The 17099-nt window shown below is 66.4% G+C and carries 16 protein-coding genes; 6 read left to right on the forward strand and 10 right to left on the reverse strand.

The window, feature by feature from the left end; genetic code table 11:
- Window positions 1-24: 24 nt before the first annotated feature.
- A complete protein-coding gene (locus tag EF294_RS20530; protein ID WP_123932944.1) occupies window positions 25-2535 on the reverse strand; it encodes a UvrD-helicase domain-containing protein in 2511 nt (836 codons plus the stop codon).
- A gap of 312 nt (window positions 2536-2847) precedes the next feature.
- On the opposite strand from EF294_RS20530, the gene EF294_RS20535 reads away from it, so the two are divergent.
- On the forward strand, window positions 2848-4452 hold the full coding sequence (locus tag EF294_RS20535) for a hypothetical protein (protein ID WP_123932946.1): 1605 nt from the start codon (window positions 2848-2850) through the stop codon (window positions 4450-4452).
- Window positions 4453-4498: 46 nt separating this feature from the next.
- Here the strand turns inward: EF294_RS20535 and EF294_RS20540 are convergent, their stop codons facing one another.
- Complete coding sequence (locus EF294_RS20540; RefSeq protein WP_185091182.1) at window positions 4499-6457, reverse strand: hypothetical protein; 1959 nt, start codon at window positions 6455-6457, stop codon at window positions 4499-4501.
- A gap of 152 nt (window positions 6458-6609) precedes the next feature.
- Here EF294_RS20540 and EF294_RS20545 point away from each other — a divergent pair, with 152 nt between their 5' ends.
- Window positions 6610-6978 carry a chorismate mutase gene (locus EF294_RS20545; RefSeq protein ID WP_123932950.1) on the forward strand — a complete coding sequence of 123 codons (369 nt, stop codon included), beginning with the start codon at window positions 6610-6612 and terminating at the stop codon, window positions 6976-6978.
- A 66-nt stretch (window positions 6979-7044) separates the two neighbouring features.
- Window positions 7045-8718, forward strand: a complete 1674-nt coding sequence (gene pgi, locus EF294_RS20550; protein WP_123932952.1) for a glucose-6-phosphate isomerase — start codon at window positions 7045-7047, stop codon at window positions 8716-8718.
- 22 nt (window positions 8719-8740) lie between these two features.
- On the opposite strand, the gene EF294_RS20555 is transcribed toward pgi, so the two are convergent.
- On the reverse strand, window positions 8741-9274 hold the full coding sequence (locus tag EF294_RS20555) for a hypothetical protein (protein WP_123932954.1): 534 nt from the start codon (window positions 9272-9274) through the stop codon (window positions 8741-8743).
- A gap of 105 nt (window positions 9275-9379) precedes the next feature.
- Here EF294_RS20555 and EF294_RS20560 point away from each other — a divergent pair, with 105 nt between their 5' ends.
- The gene (locus EF294_RS20560; protein WP_123932956.1) at window positions 9380-10033 is read left to right on the forward strand and encodes a hypothetical protein; all 654 of its coding nucleotides are present in this window, start codon (window positions 9380-9382) and stop codon (window positions 10031-10033) included.
- A gap of 7 nt (window positions 10034-10040) precedes the next feature.
- On the opposite strand, the gene EF294_RS20565 is transcribed toward EF294_RS20560, so the two are convergent.
- Genes EF294_RS20565 through EF294_RS20575 form a run of 3 tightly spaced genes read right to left on the reverse strand, consistent with a single transcriptional unit; the run spans window position 10041 to window position 12504 of the window.
- Window positions 10041-10784 (reverse strand): SDR family oxidoreductase, encoded by a 744-nt coding sequence (locus tag EF294_RS20565; protein WP_123932958.1) that lies wholly within the window; start codon window positions 10782-10784, stop codon window positions 10041-10043.
- Between the two features lie 26 nt (window positions 10785-10810).
- The gene (locus EF294_RS20570) at window positions 10811-11608 is read right to left on the reverse strand and encodes a N5-glutamine methyltransferase family protein (protein WP_123932960.1); all 798 of its coding nucleotides are present in this window, start codon (window positions 11606-11608) and stop codon (window positions 10811-10813) included.
- Window positions 11605-12504 carry a DNA-formamidopyrimidine glycosylase family protein gene (locus EF294_RS20575; RefSeq protein WP_123932962.1) on the reverse strand — a complete coding sequence of 300 codons (900 nt, stop codon included), beginning with the start codon at window positions 12502-12504 and terminating at the stop codon, window positions 11605-11607. Before EF294_RS20575 ends, EF294_RS20570 begins: the two co-directional genes overlap by 4 nt.
- A gap of 25 nt (window positions 12505-12529) precedes the next feature.
- Between EF294_RS20575 and EF294_RS20580 the strand changes: the two genes are divergently transcribed.
- On the forward strand, window positions 12530-13273 hold the full coding sequence (locus tag EF294_RS20580; RefSeq protein ID WP_123932965.1) for a 3'(2'),5'-bisphosphate nucleotidase CysQ: 744 nt from the start codon (window positions 12530-12532) through the stop codon (window positions 13271-13273).
- Between the two features lies 1 nt (window position 13274).
- Here the strand turns inward: EF294_RS20580 and cobF are convergent, their stop codons facing one another.
- Entirely contained in the window at window positions 13275-14057 is a 783-nt protein-coding gene (gene cobF, locus EF294_RS20585) for a precorrin-6A synthase (deacetylating) (protein WP_123932967.1), read from the reverse strand.
- A gap of 5 nt (window positions 14058-14062) precedes the next feature.
- Entirely contained in the window at window positions 14063-14881 is an 819-nt protein-coding gene (locus tag EF294_RS20590; RefSeq protein ID WP_123932969.1) for an SDR family oxidoreductase, read from the reverse strand.
- Window positions 14882-15077: 196 nt separating this feature from the next.
- Here EF294_RS20590 and EF294_RS20595 point away from each other — a divergent pair, with 196 nt between their 5' ends.
- A complete protein-coding gene (locus tag EF294_RS20595; RefSeq protein WP_123932971.1) occupies window positions 15078-15500 on the forward strand; it encodes a hypothetical protein in 423 nt (140 codons plus the stop codon).
- A 19-nt stretch (window positions 15501-15519) separates the two neighbouring features.
- Here the strand turns inward: EF294_RS20595 and EF294_RS20600 are convergent, their stop codons facing one another.
- Together EF294_RS20600 and EF294_RS20605 are read right to left on the reverse strand one after the other, a co-directional pair.
- Window positions 15520-15912, reverse strand: a complete 393-nt coding sequence (locus tag EF294_RS20600; RefSeq protein ID WP_123932973.1) for a hypothetical protein — start codon at window positions 15910-15912, stop codon at window positions 15520-15522.
- 77 nt (window positions 15913-15989) lie between these two features.
- A complete protein-coding gene (locus EF294_RS20605; RefSeq protein ID WP_123932975.1) occupies window positions 15990-16367 on the reverse strand; it encodes a hypothetical protein in 378 nt (125 codons plus the stop codon).
- Window positions 16368-17099 lie beyond the last annotated feature (732 nt).

Consider the following 17099-nt stretch of genomic DNA (forward strand, 5'->3'; position numbering starts at 1 on the left):
CCCGCCACCGTCCGCCTGTCCCCGTTACAGCTTCTCGCCGGGAATCCCACCGATCGTCAGCAGCGTGATGCGGCCGGTGTTGCCCCCGTAATCGATGACCACCCGCTCGGTCGCGCCACTGCCCTCTTTGCCGACGACCTTACCCATCCCGTACTTGGGATGGTTGTGCCGATCGCCGATGTTGAGCTGGATCTGCTTGTTGCGCCCCCGATTCGGGTCCGCGGAGAACGACGAGCGCCCCAACGCGCCGCCCGAACCACGATCGTAGCCGCGACCGAACACGCCACCCGAGGATCCGAAGCCGCCTGCGGAACGACGCCGTTCGGTCCGCCGCCAATCGAGCAGATGCTGCGGAATCTCTTGCAGGAAGCGCGATTCGGGGTTCGACACCGGCTGACCCCAGGATGCGCGGGTCACCGCACGGGTCAGATACAACCGCTGCTTGGCACGAGTGATGCCGACGTAGGCGAGACGTCGTTCCTCACTGAGCTCCGCCGGATCACCGAGGGCCCGCAGATGGGGGAAATGCCCATCCTCCCAACCGGTCACGAAGACCACCGGGAATTCGAGTCCCTTGGCGGTGTGCAGAGTCATGAGCGTGACCACACCCTCACCCTCGTCCGGGAGCTGATCGGCATCGGCGACCAACGATACTCGTTCCAGGAAGGCGGCCAGCGAACCTGGTTCGGGCTCGCCCTCGCGCAGTTGCGCCGCTTCCTCGTCGGTGCCGTTGTCCACCTCGGCTTGCGCGGCTTCGGCCGCATCTCGACTGAATTCCTTTGCCACCGAGATTAATTCGTTGAGGTTGTCCAGCCGGGCGCCGTCCTGCGGATCGTGGGACCCCTCGAGCTCGGCTCGGTATCCGCTGCGGTCGATGATGGCGTCGACGAGTTCGCCGATGTCGGCACTCTCTTCGGTGGCATCGGCAACGGCGACATCGGAGCCCTCCGTGCCGCCCTCACCGAAGGTGGTCAGAAAGTCGTTACGCACGCCCTCGATCAGGTCGACGAAGCCGGCGATCTGCTTGACCGCACGTGCGTTCAGTAACCCGACCTGACCCTGCGCACCCTCGATCAGCGCCTGGTAGAACGAGATCCCGCGGTTCTCCGAGTGCACGGCGACGCACGCCTCGGCCCGGTCGCCGATGCCCCGACGCGGCGTATTCAGGATGCGCCGCAGGCTGACCGAATCTTCAGGGTTGGCGACCACCCGCAGATACGCAACGACGTCGCGCACCTCTTTGCGCTCGTAGAAACGGGTCCCGCCGACCACCTTGTACGGGATGCCGTGACGGACAAACACTTCTTCGAGCCCGCGCGATCCGGTGTTGGTCCGGTAGAACACGGCGATGTCGGAATAGCTGTGGGACTGTGCGCCACCGATGGTGTGGTCGGTGAGCCGCTCGATCTCGGTGGCGATGAACATCGCCTCCTCCCGATCGGAGTCTGCGACGTACCCGACGATGAGCTCACCGTCGCCGGAGTCGGTCCACAGCCGCTTGTCCCGACGATTCGGATTGCGCGAGATGACCGCGTTGGCCGCCGAGAGAATCGTCTGCGTCGAGCGGTAATTCTGTTCCAGCAGAATGGTTTCGGCGTTCGGAAAGTCGCGTTCGAACTCTTCGATGTTGCGGATCGTCGCCCCACGGAAGGCATAGATCGACTGGTCGGCGTCACCGACCACGCACAGTTCCGACGGCGCCAGCCCCGATGACATGGCCTCGCGGCCGACGAGTTCGCGCACGAGTACGTACTGCGCGTGGTTGGTGTCCTGGTACTCATCGACCATGACGTGGCGGAAACGACGGCGGTAGTACTCCGCGACGTCGGGGTGACTCTGCAGCAAAGCGACGGTCTCACCGATCAGATCGTCGAAATCGAAAGCGTTGGCCGCTAGGAGCCGGCGCTGATACTCCGCATAGATCTCGGCGATGGTGCGCGCGGTCGGCTCCTCACCTGCGGCGGCGTGAGCGTCGCTGGGATCGGACAGTTCGTTCTTGAGATTCGAGATGCTCACCGCAACACCGCGCGGACTGAACTTCTTCGGGTCGACGTCGAGATCGCGAATGATCATGCCCAGCAAACGTTTCGAGTCGTCGGCGTCGTAGATCGAGAAGTTGGAGTTGCGTTTGCCCAGCAGCGCCGACTGGGCGCGCAGGATGCGCACACACGTCGAGTGGAAGGTGGAGACCCACATGTATGCTGCGCGCGGGCCGACAAGACCGATGACGCGCTCGCGCATCTCCGCGGCCGCCTTGTTGGTGAAGGTGATCGCCAGGATCTGGCCCGGCGTGACATCACGTGCCGCGAGCAGATAGGCGATGCGGCGCGTGAGCACAGCGGTCTTACCCGACCCGGCACCGGCGACGATCAGCAGCGGCGGACCGCTGTGCACCACCGCCGCGCGCTGCTGCGGGTTCAGCCCCTCGAGGAGCCGTTCGACGCGCTCGTCGGCGGCCGACGAGGCGGGGGACGGCGTGGCGCCTGCGGAGTCTGCGGAGGCGGCGGAGGCGGCGGGTGCGGAGCTGGTGGTCATCGGTATCTCAGGCTACTCCGGCCCACCGACACGATTGTGCGGGGCGAAGCCGCCCGGATGGCGCCGGCTGTCGGACGCACCGGTTACGATAACCCTCGCACCGAGTCCGGGGGCCTGCGGTGCGAGGCAGTGCGGATTCCCCCACGTGATCAGGGGAGGCACGGGCGAAAATGCGCAGCACTTGTCGTCATTCATTCGTCCCATGCGGGCCTCCCGAAGCCGGGCCGGGATGTCTAGTGTTGTCGTCATTCGGCCGACAGCGGACATCGCCGTGACCTCACGCCCGATGACCCATGCCCCGGGAAGCGAGCGATGAAGAACACACCGAAGGTCATTGCACTGGTATTGACCAGCGTCGGGGCGGTGGCGGTGATCGTCGCCCTGATCCTGTCGTTCATCCCGTGGAACAACCCCGGATCGGCAGAGCCGACCGCCGCGTTCCGGGCACAGAACAGCCTGGACCAGACGGCCTTTCAGTACGGCAGCAGCCCGGGCGCCACATACAAGGGAACATTGACGCGCAAGTACGGCAACGGCACCACCCTCACCGTCGAGTTCTCCGACCTGCAGGTGTCGCTGTCGGGCAACGTCAGTGGCTCGATCACCGTCAACGGCCAGCAGGGCGACTACACCCAGATCGGCAACTACTACTTCACCAAGGCCCCGGTCGCCTTCTGGAAAGCGGTACTCGGCGGCACCACCCCCGACAACGTCGACATGTCGCCCGTCGACAAAAAGTGGGCCTCCGCGGAGTGGGGTCTGCCCAACCTCGGTTATGCGCTATCACCGATCGTGCTGGCCGGGCGCCTGGGCAACAACGACCTCGTCACTCCGCCGTCGCTGGGCGCACCCCTGCCCTCTCCCAACAAGGACACCCCCGACGCCCGCTTCTGGCCGACCTCGGATTCGGCGATCACCTCGCTCGCCGACGACAAGGTCAAGGCCGGGGACTGGGAGATCACCTTCGTCTCCGAGACCAAGGCAATCAGCCATCTCAAAGGCCGGTACAAGGATGGTGACGTCACCACCACCATCGACACCGACGTCACGCCTCTGTCCTTCGATCAGATCTCGCCGATCTTCGCTCAGCAGAAGGGCCTCACCAACGAACTCGGGTCGGTGCCGGTCCCCGGTATGACGATCGCCGACCTGCCCGGCGGACAACTCGATCAGGTCGGCTGGAAGCAGACCGGTGACTGCTCGACTGTCGCGTGCGGCTACGACCTCACCGTCAACGGCACACCGACCCGCGGCTCCGAGAACAAGCCCGGGCACGTGAACTATGGACTGACCGTCAACTTCATCGTCAACAGCCAGCCGGCCGGGGCCGTCGGCGGCACCTGTACCCCGGTGATCCGGGTCGACTTCAACAAGACCGCCACCACCCGTTGCACCGCAACCAATCTCGGCTCCGGAGGCGGTTCGATCCGACCCAACGTAACCTTCTCGTACCTCCCGTTCATCGACTACGGCGCCGACACCCTCAGCGACTACCTCAACGACAACACGCAGGCCACACAGCGTCAGTTCACCATGGTGCGCACCGGGACCAAGCAGCCCGCTGCGGCGACCTACGCCTCCGAACACACCGGTCTGCCGAGCAGTTATGCCGTCAAGCGCGGCGACTACCTGTTCGATGGCTACGGCCCTGCCGGTGCGTACCTGGTGACCTTCGCACCCGGTTACGCCGCCCATGTCACAGGCACCACCTTCGACCCGAGTTGGTCCGGCACGGCCACCCTGCGCGATCAGATGAGCAAGCAAGTGCAGGCCGTCGGCGACGACGGCCGCATCGCGTACTACGTGGCCGAGCAGTCGACGAGTGCCGCGCTCACCGCACTGGTGACCCAAGCCGGATTCTCCAGCAAGATCTCGGTGTACTACGACGCGCCGGAATCATCCGACACGAGCGGCTGAGACGTCACCGGCAGATAACCCACGACGATCGTCGGCCCAGCAATGATCACTGGCCCAGCAGCCGGGCGTCGACCACCTCACCGACCCGTCCGTCACCGGTGTGCAGCGCCAGACCCGGGGTGAGCGGCCGGATTCGGAGTTCGGTGCCGTGACCGCCGAGTTGCACGTAGACCACATGCAGACCCGCCTGCACCGGAACGCCAACGGCGTGTCCGCCGTCGAGGGACATCTCCACGTCGCCCGCGATGTTGGCGCAGTAGCCGAGCGCAATGGTCCACCGCCAGTTGATCAACGGGCCGTCGAGCCGTAGTGACGTCGGTCCGGTGAGTTCCGGTCGCGCGCAAGTCCCGCGGCCCGCCTCGACGGTCCGTCGTGGGGTTACCGCGCCGGGTGTGAGGTTGCCGGCGTCGTCGAGGACGAAGAGCCGGTCGGTGGTCTCGCCGAACGGCGAACGGTCGGTGACACGGCCGAAGGTGGCGCTGATCTGGTTGTACGGGTAGGCCACCGGTAGCAGTATCTCGAACGGCAGCGCCTGATCGAACATCGTGTGGTCCCGGTTGTCGGCGAGCGCGCGCTTGGCGTTGGCCAGATACGCGCCGGTCGGGTCGTCGGTCCACGACGACTGGTAGGACGCGGTCGAGATCAACGACGACGCGAACGCCAACACCGCGGTCACCGCGGCGAGGACGCCGACCGCCGTACCCACTGTCTGCCGACGGCTTCCTGCCGTCCCGTCGTCGTCGGCATCGGGAGCGGCATGGCGCCCACCCGAGGGCGGGTCCGAGCTCACCGAACGCCGGGGTGCGGCAACCAGCAGGGCGAGCGCGGCGGTGAGCACGACCGCAGAATCGGGCAGATACCGCAAGGTCTGGGCCAGTTCGAGTGCAGTGTTGGCCGATGAGCGATTCCACATCACCGGGATCTGCGCGACGACGACATACAGTGCGGCACAGACCAGCACCGCCACCGTACCGATCCGGGTACGAATGGCCCAGATCACCACGGCGGCCACCACCAGCCACCCCAGCAAGACCATCCACACCTCGGAAAACCCCATCGGCGGGCTCGGCACCCAGCGTTCCCAGTCCCACGGACCGCCGACAAGGGACGGAATGACGCCACGGTTGATCGACCGCCACACAAGTTGCGCGGTCTGCGACACCGAATGCTGCCCGGCGGTGGCGTCCGAGACCGCGAAGAACAGCAACACCCACACCACGAAAACCACCGACAGCGCGGCCCAGAGCCGGCGGGCATGGACGAATGCCATTCCCAGCGCGCCCATCTGGACGGTGACAGTGTCGGCCGCGGCAGCCCTATCGGCATCGGCATCGGCAATGGCAACGTCCGCCGACCGGGACCCTGTACGGCTCACCAGACCTGTGCGGCTCACGAGAACCGCGGCGACGAATGCCGCCGGCAGGATGAACAGCGACTTCTCGAAGAAGGCGAGCGACAGCACGAAGATCACCGTTGAGCGCAGGACGATCAGCCGCGCGCCCCGGAGGTCGGCACCCCCACGGACGAGCAGTACCGCATCGGCGACGATCCAGGCCATCGCCGCCTGCATCGGCAACGTGTTGAGGCCGGCGGCCCACCACACGAAGGACGACACGGTCAGCGGGGTAAAGAGGTAGAAGGCCAAGGCACCGAGCGAGCCGATCTCGACGGCAGCGCTGCGTGACCGACCCTCCCCGGGGTCGGTCAGGACCCGGATCATCCGCCACACGCTCACCGACGCGAGTCCCTGCAGCACCACGAGCGTGATCGCCGGCGCCACCCAGTTCAGCGGCGCGAGCACCGTCGTGATCCCGGCGACGAGGAACGCCGCGGGCATGAAATGACCGTCGTGGCTGTGGCCGAGGTAGTCCCACGACCAAATCGACATGGTCGAGGCCCGGCCGACGAGGATGAGGTCGTCCCAGTAGAAGTTGCCGGTGGCCACCAGCCATCCGCGGACGATCAGTTGCGCAACGATCAGGGTGATCACGGCCGGTACGACCATTAGCGTCACCCGGCTCGCCGCGGCGCTCACAGATCCGGGGGACCGGGACGGACCGGTGTCTTCGGGATCTCGGGAGGGGTCGATGCTTGCCCAGGGTCTCGGCATGGCCACCAGTGTCCATCGCACGGTGTCTGCGTGGCAAAATCGACACGGTGACCGACCCCAGCGACTCGTCGACCAGCCCGGACAACACCGCACCCGCCCGCCGGGGCGGCGCTTCCTTCGTCGATTCGATCGATCTCTCCTACTACGAGCTCGAACACGATGTGGCGGGCTTGCCCGACGACATCGAGGTGTTGCGACACGAGATCGACCGCCTCGACGCGATAATCCTCGCCGCGGTGAAGCGCCGGTCTGCGGTGTCGAAGAAGGTCGGAGCCGCACGTATGGCCTCGGGCGGACCGCGACTGGTGCACAGCCGCGAGGTCAAGGTGCTCGACCGGTTCGCCGAACTCGGTCAGGAGGGTCATACGCTCGCGATGCTGTTGCTGCGTCTGGGTCGGGGCCCGCTCGGCCGGTAACCGCTCGGCCGGTGACGTTGTGCGCCGGCGCATGCGGGCCGCCCACCCACCACCTAGGGTGGTCGTATGAGTGACCTCGATGGCAACGAGCACGACATCACCGGCACCCCATCCTGGCAGGCGCTCTCGGCGCATCAGGATCACGTTCACTCGATGCATCTGCGGGAGGTCTTCGCCGCCGACCCCGATCGGGGCCGCGAACTGACCGTCGACGTCGGCGATCTGCACATCGATTACTCCAAGCATCGCGTTCTGCGCGAGACGTTGGAATTGCTGTTCCGCCTGGCCCGGGAGGCCGGCCTCGAGGACAAACGCGACGCGATGTTCGCCGGCGTCCACATCAACACCTCTGAGGATCGCGCCGTCCTACACACGGCACTGCGCCTGCCTGCCGACGCCGAGTTGGTCGTCGATGGCCACAACGTGGTGGCCGACGTCCACGAAGTCCTCGACGCGATGGGCGCCTTCACCGACAAGCTCCGCAGCGGAGAGTGGAAGGGGCACACCGGCAAAGCGATCACCGACGTCGTCAACATCGGCATCGGCGGCTCCGATCTGGGACCGGTGATGGTCTATCAGGCGTTGCGCCATTACCTCGATTCGCCCATTCGCTGCCATTTCGTCTCCAACGTCGATCCCGCCGACCTAGTGGCCACGCTTGTCGACCTCGACGCCGAAACCACACTGTTCATCGTGGCGTCCAAGACCTTCGGCACACTGGAGACGCTCACCAACGCCGCCGCAGCCAAACGATGGCTGCTGGCCGGTCTCGGTGCTGCTGAGGACGCCGTGGCGAAACACTTCGTGGCCGTGAGCACCAACGCCGACAAAGTCTCTGCGTTCGGCATCGACACGGTCAACATGTTCGGCTTTTGGGACTGGGTCGGCGGCCGGTACTCGGTGGATTCGGCGATCGGCCTGTCGGTGATGGCGGCCATCGGCAAGGACCGTTTCAGTGAGTTCCTGCACGGCTTCCACCTCGTCGACGAACACTTCCGCACCTCGCCACTCGAGCGCAACGCGCCGGTCATCCTGGGCTTGATCGGGCTGTGGTACTCCAACTTCTGGGATGCCCAATCACGGGTGGTACTCCCCTATTCCAACGACATGGCGCGGTTCGCGGCCTATCTGCAGCAGTTGACCATGGAGTCCAACGGCAAGTCGGTCACCGCACACGGGCATCACGTCACCACCGACACCGGCGAGGTCTTCTGGGGGGAGCCGGGCACCAACGGACAGCACGCGTTCTATCAACTGCTCCATCAGGGCACGCGGATGATCCCGGCCGACTTCATCGGATTCGCCGAGCCCACAGACGATCTCACCACCGCCGACGGCACCGGGTCGATGCACGATCTGCTGATGAGCAACTACTTCGCGCAGACCAAGGTGCTGGCGTTCGGCAAGACAGCGGACGAGATCGCCGCGGAGGGCGTGGACCCACATGTGGTGCCGCATAAGGTGATGCCCGGCAACCGGCCGTCGACGTCGATTCTCGCGCCCGAACTCACCCCGTCGGTCATCGGCCAGCTGATCGCGCTCTACGAACACCAGGTCTTCGTCGAGGGCGCGATATGGGGTATCAATCCCTTCGATCAGTGGGGCGTCGAGCTCGGAAAAACTCAGGCGATGGAGTTGCTGGGATCGATCACCGACTCGCAACCGCCTGCGGCACTAGGCGATTCGTCGACCGACGAGTTGGTGCGGTGGTATCGGTCGCGGCGCGGCCGGCAGGCCTGAGCGTTCCCCGGATGTGGCGCGCTCACTCCCATCGGGTGGCGTCGAAGACCTCGTCCGGGATGTCGTCGCCGGGCGCCAGGCCGAGTTGCTCGATGCGGCCCATCAACGCAGCGCAGCTGGCGATGTGGGAGACCAGCGACAGCGGTTCGACGGCGCGTTCGGCGGGATCGCCGCCGATGAACTCCGGCAGCGACGGCGGCACACAGACACCGACAGCGATGCCGTCGACCCCGGTCGCCGCGCGCCAGGCCTCGAAGCTCTCGGCGTCGACCGCCTCGGCGATGTCACCGTCGGCGACGGCGGCCATCACCTCGTCGAGGGTGGCCAGTGGTCCGGAGCTGCCGCTGGACGGGTCGAAGCCCACGACGGTCGAGGCGTCGACCTCGACGTCGTCGGCCAGGGTGAAGTACACGATGCCGCGCCAATCGGCGCCGATTGTCGCGATATCGTTCCGCCCGAACACATCGCGGAGCAGTTCGTCGACGGGTTCGGCGTCCCCGCTTCCGAGGACCTGGAAGGCGCCATGGGCGACCGCTTGACTGTGGTGAATCGGCACATCGGTTACCTTACGCAGGTGAGTACGTCACCGTCGTCGCGCGCGCCGCGATCCCTCATGCGCCTGCCACGACCCCTGATCGGGCCCCGTCGAGCCCGCGGTCCGATGGCCACACGCGTATCCGGTGCGCTCCTGGCAGCCATCGCGCTCGGCTCGGTACTCACCGCCTGTTCGTCGTCCACACCGTCGTCGGCGCCCGGCACCTCGTCGTTCCCGACCTCGGTCGCGGTGTCGGTCCCACCCGGCGCTCCGGGCAGGACGGCGCCGGGCACCTCACTGCGCTTCGGCGATTCGGCGGTGCTGCCCGCCGACGCGTTCCGCCCGTCGGGCCCGACCGCGATGTACACGGTCACCGGCATCACACCCGGTGAGGGAGTTCCCGATTCGGCGACGCAGGGCGGCGCGGCATTCTTCGTCTATGTGACGGTGACGTCGCTGGCCGCACATCGGTCTGCCGCGCCGACCGTTGTCGGGCTCGCAGGCAGCGTGGACGGCCGGACTCCGGCACTGACGCTTCCACCGCCGGTGGCCCTCAAGGCGTGCGGCAATCCGTCGCCCCCGGAGCAGATGAAGCGCGGCGACTCCTACGCCACCTGTCTGGTGGCCTACGCCGACGCCGGGCAGAAACTCACCAGCGTGATCTATTGGGCCGAGACGAGCACGGCCGTCGGATTCGACTTCAAGGCATCGCCGGTCGTGTGGGGCACGCCAAACCCGACATCGTCGGCCGCCACGACCTCGACCACCGCAGCGGGCTGAGACCGGATCAGATCAGTCGACGCGTGATCGATGCCGGGAGTAGTCGTAAGGCGGCGGCGATCGGCACCCACGGCCACGCGGGCACCGGCGCCGAGGCCTTCTCGTCCTCGATGGCGGCCACCATGGCACGGACACCGGTGTCGGTGTCGGTCATGAGTGAGGTCGTGACGCCGCGATTGATGTCGGTCTCGATGTAGCCGGGCAGCACGATCGACACCGTGATCGGCGAATGCGCGAACTCGGCCTGCAACCCCTGCCCGATAGAGGTCAACCCTGCCTTCGACGCCGAATATGCGGTCTGCGCCTTGGGTAACCCGCGGACGGCGCTCATCGAGCTGATCAGTACGAGGTGCCCGTGCTCCTGAGCACGGAAGATCTCTAGTGCCGCCTCGATCTGGGCGAGCGCCCCGATGAGATTGGTCTGCATGGTCTCGATGTTGGCGTGCATCTTGCCGGTGCCCAGCGGGGCACCCTTACCGAGCCCGGCGTTGACGATGACGCGATCGAGTCCGCCGAGCTCGTCGCGCAGAGCCTCGAACACGACGGGAACGGCGTTGACGTCGGTCACGTCGAGGGCCGCGGTCGCGATCGTGCCCGCGTGGGGCCGCAGCTCGGCGGCGAGGGTATCGAGGCGGTCAACGCGTCGTGCGGCCAGTGCCAGAGAGCGGCCCATGCCGGCGAATTCGCGGGCCATGCCCTCGCCGAGTCCCGAGCTCGCGCCGGTGATCAGGATCTTGTCGCGGTGCGTCACGTCCGTCAACGTACCCGAGGGTCAGATCAACCGGGCATCGTCAGCGCCAGCACCACGGTGCGGGAGTCGTCGGTGGCAAAGGTGACGGGGCGGGCGAAAACCGCCGTTCGACAACGTTCGGCGGGGTCGGTGACCAGGCGCGCCTGCTCCTCGTTCATCTCGATCGCCAGCACACCGCCGGCGGCCAGCCATCCGGGCGCTTGCGCGATGAGGGTGCGGATGTGGTCGAGTCCGTCAGCGCCGGCCAGTAGTGCCCGGCGGGGTTCGTGGTCGGCGGCCTCGTGTGGCAACAGCGCGAGCGCCGCGTCCGGTACGTACGGCGGGACGGCCGCGATCACGTCCACCCGTCCGCGCAGCGCTGCGGGCAGTCCGGCCAGACCCGAGCCGCGCAACACCCCGGCATCGGCTCCGAGGTTGCGGCGCGCGCATCGCAGTGCGACGTCGTCGATGTCGGTGGCGTACACCCGTGCGGTCGGCACCCAGGTGCTGATGGTGGCCGCCAGTGGTGCTGCGCCGCAATAGGGTTCGACCATCACCGGACACTGCCGGGACGCGGCGACGCCGACGGCGACGGCGGCGAGCAGTTCTGAGCGTCGGCGCGGCACGAAGACCCCGGGCCCGACCGCCAGGCGGCGGCCCGCGAACTCCACCCAGCCGACGAGATGCTCGATCGGTTCACCGGCCACCCGGCGTGCCACGAGCCGGTTCAGATCCGCGTCGTCGGCGGCAGCTTCGCGCAGGATCGTCGCCTCCTCCTCGGCGAACACGCACCCGGCCGCCCGCAGTTGTGCGACCACACCGTCTTCGGACAGTTCTTGCCTCACTTGAGGAGTCGCGACATCCGGCGGTCGGCGAGGACCTTGCCACCCGTCTGGCAGGTCGGGCAGTACTGAAAGGATCGGTCGCTGAAGGCGACCTCACCGATCGTGTCCCCACACACCGGGCACGGCAGACCGGTACGGGCGTGCACCTTGAGTCCGGTCCGCTTCTCCGACTTCAGCTTTGCCACACCCTGGCCCTCGAGACGCCCGATCGCGTCGGTCAGCACGTCGCGCATCGCCTCGTAGAGGGTGTCGATCTGTTCACCGGTCAGGGTTTTTGCCGTGGCGAACGGTGAGAGCTTCGCGGTGTGCAGGATCTCATCGGAGTAGGCGTTACCGATCCCGGCGAGCACCCGCTGATCGGTGAGCACATTCTTGATGCGCGCACCGGTGCCTGCGAGGATCTCGGCGAACTCGTCGCGATCGAGCGCGAGGACGTCGGGCCCCAATGTCGCGATGCGCTCGACCTCGGTGAGGTCGCGGACTATCCACACCGCCAACCGCTTCTGCGTTCCGGCCTCCGTCACGTCGAAGCCCTCGCCACCGGTGGCGCTGGGAATCCCGCAGTGCACTCGAAGCGCGATCGGGCTCTTGCCGCCGGGTCGTAGGGGTGTGGGTGAGAGGTCCTCGCTCCATCGCAGCCAGCCCGCCCGGGACAGGTGGATGACCAGGTTGATGACCGGTTCGGGATCGGCCTGGGGACCTGGGATGGTGCGGATGATCAGGTATTTGCCGACTCTGCCGACGGACTCGACGAGCCGCCCCGTCAGGGCCGTGTACGGGGGGTCTGCGGTTTTCAGCACCGACAACGATGCGATGTCCAGCCGCCGGATCGGGAGTCCGGCGGTACGTCCGTCCACGAAATCGGCGATCGCGGCAACCTCGGGCAGTTCGGGCATGACACCAGTGTGCTCTAGTGAACAGATGAGTTCCGGTCTTTCCGACGCCGAGCTGGCCACACGCGTCGCGGTCGGGGCCGGGGAGATCCTGCTGGGGGTGCGCTCTGGCGACCTATTGGGTGGGCGGTTGCTGGGCGATGCCGGTGACGCGCTTGCCCAGGCGTGGATCGGCACCGTCCTGCGCACGCACCGGCCGCGGGACGCGGTGTTGAGCGAGGAGGCCCCCGACGTCGGCGACCGCGCTGTGGCACAGCGGGTCTGGATCATCGATCCGCTTGACGGCACCAGCGAGTTCGCCGCGGGCAGCGACCAGTGGGCAGTGCACGTCGCACTCACAGAGGACGGCGCAGTTACCGACGCCGCCGTCGCCTTGCCGGCGATGGGTGAAGTCTTTCGCACCGACACCGTCGACGCCGCGCCCGCCAACGCGTCGGGCCGTATCGCAACCTCCCGGTGGGGCACGAGTTACGAGGTGGCCGCGGTGGCGCGGCGGCTCGGGCTACGCCCGGTGCCGATCGGTTCGGCGGGCGCCAAAGCGATGGCGGTGGTGCGCGGTGACGCCGACGCCTACGTCCATTCCGGAGGGCAGTACGAGTGGGACAACGCGGCACCGGTCGGTGTGGCGCTCGCCGCGGGGCTGCACTGCAGCCGACTCGACGGCACGCCGATCGTGTACAACCAGCCGCAGCCGTACATGCCCGACTTTGTGATCTGCCGGCCCGAACTCGCCGCGGACATCCTCGATGTGGTCGGCGAGGTGTGGTGGTGACCTATCCGGGCGCGTCCCCCGGCGCCTGTCGCGCCGTGCGGAGCAGATAGATGTCCATGATCCAGCCGATGCGGGCGCGGGCGGCCGCACGCGCCTCGACGATCTCGTCGGTGACGTCGCCGACCCGGCCGCTGATGAGGATCTCGTCTGGCGTCCCCAGATAGGCGCCCCACCAGATCTCGTCGTCGGCGGCGGCGGTGTGGCGGAAGCTGAGATCGGCGTCGAGCATGACGATCTGATTGGCGTCGGCGCCCGTCGGGGTCTCGGCGAGGCGACGCCCAGTGGTGATGTGGATCGGTCCGCCCACCCGGTTGGCAACGATCCCGTGTGCGGCGGTGAGCGCCGACGCGCTGGTGACGCCGGGGATCACCTCCACCGACACCGCCATGTCGTCGCGCGCGGCGAGGTCGTCGACGATGCGCAGCGTGGAGTCATAGAGTGCTGGGTCGCCCCAGACGAGGAATGCCGCCACCCCGCCGTCGGGGACGTCGGCAAGGATCGCCCGGGCGAGGAGTTCCGCACGGGCGGCGTGCCAGCGGCGGACCTCGGCGCCGTAATCGGCGGGACATCTGTCGCGGGGCGGATCGGGAATCCCAACGAGCGAATAACCCTGCGGTGCATGGTGTTCGAGGATATCGCGCCGAGCCTGCAACAGGCCGTCCTTGGCGTCGCCCTTCTCGAGCGCGAGGAAGACGTCGACGCCGGCCATGGCGTCGATGGCCTGTAGCGTGATCTGTCGTGGATCTCCCGGTCCGATACCGATGACGCGGATGGTGACCTGCACGGCGCTCAGATCGTCACGCGCGGCAGCCCGTGTTTGCGCGCAGTGACATCGAGGATGATCTGGCGCGGCAACAGCCGACGCAGCGCGAAGACGATGCCCGCGTTGTTTCCCTTGGCGTAGAACGGTTTCGGATGTTCGGCGAGCGCGGCCTCAACGATGACCCGAGCCATCGTCGGCGAGTCGATTCCGGCGTCCTCGTTGCGACGGGTGGCGGCGGCAAGAGTCTCGTACTCGGCTGCATACGGCGATCCGTCGGCGATGTGGATGCTGCGCCGCCCCCCGATGCCGGTGGCGATGGTGCCCGGCTCGACGCTGATCATCCGGATTCCGTAAGGCGCCACCTCTCGTCGGGTCGCCAGCGCGAAGGCCTTGAGCGCCGACTTGGTGGCCGCATAGTTGGAGCGGAACGCAACAGGGAAGCTTGACAGCATCGACCCGACCATGATGACCGTGCCGTGGCGCCGTTGCCGCATACCCGGCAGCACCGCCTTGGTCAGGGCGACGGGCCCGAACACGTTGACCCGGAACAGATCCTCGATGGCGCTCATAGGGGTGTCCTCGAGCGCGCCGGCTTGGGACTCACCCGCGTTGTTGATGAGAATATCGACGTCGCCGACCTCCGCGGCGCAGGCGTCCGCCGAGGCGTAGTCGGCATTGTCCAGGCGCACGTAGGTGACACCTGGAATCGGGTTGGCGACCTTGTCGGGATGACGGCTGCTGCCGTAGACACGATGCCCGAGGGCCGCCATCTGTCGTGCCACCTCGGCGCCGATTCCGCTGGTCGCGCCGGTGACGAGAACTGTTTGAGATTTCCGCGAGTCCACGATGCCCACCGTAGCGCAGGCACTCGATGATCAGGTCACCCGTCGACGCGGCGAACGCCGGGCGAATGTGCCGACGCGGTCGGTATACCGCGGGCGTTGGCATACTGGTACGGCGCTCGCTCTTTCGGTGCGCCTCCGTGGATCTCTTTCAAACACAGCAGGCGCACACCGGCCGGAGGCCGGAAGGGGTGTCACAGTGCGCCTCCGTGGATCTCTTTCAAACCCGCCGACCGGGTTCGACGACCTTTCGCGTACGGCAAACCTGCCGAATCGGACGGCGGAGGGACCGCCCGTCGAGGCGTCCAACCGTCAGGGCTGTCGCCAACTGCGCAAGCTGACACCCCACGAACTCGAGTCGCTGATCACCGAGTACCAAGACGGAGCGACCGCTCGTGATCTTGCCGCCAAGTACGGCATCCACCGCATGACCGTGACCAGGCATATCCAGCGCAGCGGACACCAGACCAGACCGGTGCGATCATTCGAGGGAGATCAACTCCAACAGCTCATTGCCGACTACCGTGCCGGCAACTCGACCAACGCGCTCGGACGCAAGTACGGCGTCGCGGGCAGCACAGTCTCGCGCACACTACGGCAGCACGGAATTGGTCTCCGGTGACTATCCACTCCGAGCGCAGTTACGAGGTGACCTCCGGCAGCAGATGCCCGAGGTCAATAACGTTGCCCTGGTCGTCGAGTTCTGCAGTCGACTCTCGAAGATTCGGATCGCGAGCGACAAGCCATCGCGCAACCCGTTCGGAAACAACAAGGCGACTGAGGCGCTGTAAACCGAAATCATCCACCAACGGGGTACCCACCACGATCAAACACTCCAACGGGGGAATCACGATCTGGTCGGCATACTCCGACCACGATTCGATCCGGGTTTCGGTCACCGGCCCGAACCGGAATCCCGTGAAGTCTGTCGCCCGCAGCGCTTCGGCAAGCTCTGCGGTCACCACGTAGGCCTCGATCGCCGTGATGATCTCCGAGCGCAGCGGGAACTCGAAGCCGAGTTTGACCGAGGTCACTCGTGGTGGGGTCAGACTGTCGTCCCACGTACCACCGTGAAAGTTTGCCGGAACGCCTGGTCGGAGTTTGTAGTACTTCACGCTGTTTCAGTTCCTGTCTGGCCGGTCGTCGGGTTGGGATTGTCAACGGGCACAAGGGGCATCTCGGGCATCTCCGGAACGCCAGGGATCTCACCGCCCGGTACCTCCGGAGCGCCAGGGATCTCATCGCCCGGTACCTCCGGATCATTCTCGCCACCGGCACCGCCCTCTTCTCCACCGCCATTCTCCGGAGCCTTGGGCACATTGTCGACCAGCGGCTGTGTCGGTGCCGGACCCGTCAACGTCGCCCCGGACGGACCGTTCGGCGTCGCCGGGTCGGGAATCTCACGGATCTGGTTGGGCTGCAGAGGCGGTGAACTCGGGCTATCCGGTTGCGCGATCCGACCACCATTCGGATTGTCTGGCGTACACACCTGCGGCCCCCAGCGATAACCAGGCGGAGGACTCGGGAGCTCACTGTCCGGGCTTCCGAACAACGGCTTCGACGAACCTGCAGTCCCCGAACTGGGGTCACCGCTGCCGCCTCCCGGAGACGTGCCACCCGTCGTCGCCGGCGCATCACCAGTCCCTGATCCTGAAGATGACCCCTGATCACCGCCCGACCCAGCACCGCCATCGCCACCAGCCGAGGACGAGGTACCACTCTCCGAACCCCCGCTCCCGGTATAAGCCGGCTGCTGCTCAGGGACCTCACTACCGGATGTCGACGGACCATCACCGTTGGGCGTCGACGTCACCGTCGGAACTGACGTCGCAGGTGCCGCGAGGTGATTACTCCCATCGCTGTCGAGCGTTCCGATCAAGGCCGGGACGTTACCGTCATAACCGTCAAGTAGAGCCTTGAGGAGTTGTAGTGGCTGTTTGTGATTCAGTCTTCGGAAGCGGGCGATTTGATCTTCCGTCAGCCCGAGGGAGCGAAGTAGGTCTTCAAATTCCGGGGAGTCCACGACATCGGGTTTCGGTGTGAAGTAGTCCCCAAAAAACAAGTCAATTACAAATGCCCACCATACGATTTGCTCGCGAAGAAGCTCAGCAGGTTCACCATCCATCACTTGAGGAGGCGGTGTCACCGTGTAAGCAACAAGTGCTCGGAGTTGCTGGCGGACAGGGGTTGTGGTGGCACGCAGGATGTTGACGTTGGCTGA

Source organism: Gordonia oryzae, assembly GCF_003797185.1.
GTDB classification, from domain to species: Bacteria; Actinomycetota; Actinomycetes; order Mycobacteriales; family Mycobacteriaceae; genus Gordonia; species Gordonia oryzae.